This is a genomic window from Ideonella sp. B508-1 (assembly GCF_000333615.1).
GTDB lineage: Bacteria > Pseudomonadota > Gammaproteobacteria > Burkholderiales > Burkholderiaceae_C > Ideonella.
Genome location: NZ_BADL01000155.1, coordinates 1 through 2,317, shown reverse-complemented (window position 1 = coordinate 2,317; position 2,317 = coordinate 1). Strand labels below are relative to the sequence as shown.

Genomic DNA, 2,317 nt, shown 5'->3' with positions numbered 1-2,317 from the left:
GGCAGGGGCGACAGGGCGGTGGCGTCGCGCCGGCCCACGTCGCGCGCCAGGCGCTGCAGCGGGCGGGTCAGCAGGTCCACCAGCCACCACAGCAGGGCCACCAGCGGCAGGGCCAGCCAGGCCAGCGGGGTGACGCTGCGCAGCGCGGCCTGGGCTGCCCGGCCGCGGCGGATGCGCTCGGGCTGGGCCACCTGGATGACCCGCCCGGCCGAGGCCACCGCGAAGCTGCGCCAGATCTCGCCGCCCACCGCGATGTCGGCCAGGCCGATGATGGCCTTCTCCGGCAGGTCCTGCTGCAGCTGCGAGGCGTAGATGCTGCGGCCGTCCTCGGTCCAGATCTGCACCACGAAGTCCAGGCGCTGGTCGGCCAGGGCGCGGGCCTGGTCCGGGGCGATGGCGCCCTGGTCGCGCAGCGACAGGGCCATCTGCTGCAGCTGGTAGTCGAACAGGGCCTCGGTGTCGGCCAGCACGGCGCGGTAGGTCAAACCGGCCACGATGACGGCAGCGGCCGACAGCACCGCCAGCAGGGACAGCAGCAGCCGCCAGCGCAGCGAGCGCCAGAACCTCATGCCGCGTCCACCGGCGTGAGGAAGTAGCCTACGCCGCGCACGGTGCCGATGCGCTCGGCCCCCAGCTTGCGGCGCAGCTGGTGCACATAGACCGAGACGGCGTTGCTCTCGATCTCCTCGCCCCAGCCGTAGAGCTTGTCCTCCAGCTGGGCCCGCGAGAGCAGGGCGCCCGGGCGCTGCATCAGGGCTTCGAGCACCGCGAACTCGCGGGCCGACAGCAGCACCGGTTCGCCCGCCACCTGCACCTGGCGGGTGGCCGGGTCCAGCACGATGGCGCCGTGGCGCAGCACCGATTGGGCCCGCCCGCCATGGCGGCGCAGCACGGCGCGGATGCGGGCGGTCAGCTCGTCGAATTCGAAGGGCTTGACCAGGTAGTCGTCGGCCCCGGTGTCCAGGCCGCGCACCCGGTCGCCCGGGCCGTCGCGCGCGGTCAGCACGATGACCGGCGTGGTGTCGCTGCGCTGGCGCAGCTCGCCCAGCAGGCTCAGGCCGTCCGCGTTCTGCTCGCTCGTGGTGCCGGGGCCGCCAGGCCCACCCACCGGCAGGCCCAGGTCCAGCAGCACCAGGTCGAAGCGCTCGGTGCCCAGGGCGGCGCGGGCCGCGGCCAGGTCGCGCACCCAGTCCACGGCAAAGCCTTCGGGGCGCAGCGCGGCGCGCAGGGCCTCGCCGATCATGCGGTCGTCTTCCACCAGCAGGAGGCGCATCGGGTCGGGTCACTCAGAGCGGAACATGGGTCCACTAGCTTAGCGGAGGCCGGGGTGTCAGGGCGCCAGGCGCCACTCCCGGGCCGGCGCGCTGTCAGCCGGCAGCGGGGCCTCGTGGCTGGCCACCAGCCACAGGGCCGAACACTCCTCCTGTGCTTGGGCCAGCTGCTCCTGCAGGTAGGCGGTGGCTTCGTCGTCCAGGGCGTTGAGCGGCTCGTCCAGCAGGCGCACCGGCGTGCCGGCCGACAGGGCCGCCACCAGCCAGACCTTGCGCTGGGTGCCGGTGGACAGGCTGGCCAGCGGCCGGTCCAGGTGCGGGCCCAGGCCGAAGGCCTCGGCATGGCGCACCACCGCCAGCGGCTGCCAGTCGGGGTACAGGCCGTGCAGAAAGGACCAGAAGTCCAGCGGGGTGAGGTGGTCGTAGGCCACCGCGCCGGGGCCGCACCAGAACACCGCGTGGCGCCAGGCCAGCCGGTGGTCGGCGTGCAGGTCCAGCGCGGGCTGGCCCGGGCGCAGCAGCCGGGCCGTGCCCTGCAGCGGGCGCAGCACCCCGGCCAGCAGCTGCAGCAGGGTGGACTTGCCCACCCCGTTGGGGCCGCGCAGCCAGGTGATGCCGGCTTTCAGCGCGGTGCTGCAGCGCTGCAGCACGACGCGGTCGGGCCAGGCGAAGGCCAGCTGGTCCAGCTGCAGGGTGATGGCGTCAGCGGTCATTTGGGAGACTCCTTCAAGGTGTCGGTGGCCAGGGCCAGCCCGACCAGCAGCAGCAAGAGGCCGCCGCTGGTGCGGGCGGCCGGATCCGGGGAGGCGGGGGCGGTCTGCCACCACAGGGCGGGCAGCATCCACAGCACCCAGGCCGCCAGCACCGCGGGGCGCCAGGTCGACAGGGGCAGGGGGCCGGCCAGCAGCACCGCTAGCAGCACGGCACCGCCCGCGGCCCGTGGGCAACAGCATCTGCAGGCGGCGCCCGCGCTCCAGCGTGCGCCCGGACAGGGGCAGCTCGCGGGCGGCCCGGTCCAGCAGGGGTTGCAGATGGGCCTGGTTGAG

Annotated in this window: 3 protein-coding genes and 1 pseudogene; all 4 read right to left on the bottom strand. The window is 74.5% G+C overall.

The features are described from left to right. Window positions 1-569 (bottom strand): annotated as a pseudogene (locus I73_RS07235) (two-component sensor histidine kinase); the annotation flags it as partial. Next, the gene (locus tag I73_RS07230; RefSeq protein WP_022979999.1) at window positions 566-1,273 is read right to left on the bottom strand and encodes a response regulator transcription factor; all 708 of its coding nucleotides are present in this window, start codon (window positions 1,271-1,273) and stop codon (window positions 566-568) included. The pseudogene I73_RS07235 and the gene I73_RS07230, both read right to left, overlap by 4 nt. 57 nt (window positions 1,274-1,330) lie before the next feature. Beyond that, window positions 1,331-1,984: an ATP-binding cassette domain-containing protein gene (locus I73_RS26570; protein ID WP_022979998.1), complete on the bottom strand. Its 654-nt coding sequence runs from the start codon at window positions 1,982-1,984 to the stop codon at window positions 1,331-1,333. Further along, window positions 1,981-2,193 carry a hypothetical protein gene (locus I73_RS33110; protein WP_022979997.1) on the bottom strand — a complete coding sequence of 71 codons (213 nt, stop codon included), beginning with the start codon at window positions 2,191-2,193 and terminating at the stop codon, window positions 1,981-1,983. Before I73_RS33110 ends, I73_RS26570 begins: the two co-directional genes overlap by 4 nt. Window positions 2,194-2,317: the final 124 nt, after the last annotated feature.

Coding starts and splice junctions, on each gene's coding strand:
- I73_RS26570 (WP_022979998.1), bottom strand. CDS start 1,984: ATGACCGCTGACGCCATCACCCTGCAGCTGGACCAGCTGGCCTTCGCC.
- I73_RS07230 (WP_022979999.1), bottom strand. CDS start 1,273: ATGCGCCTCCTGCTGGTGGAAGACGACCGCATGATCGGCGAGGCCCTG.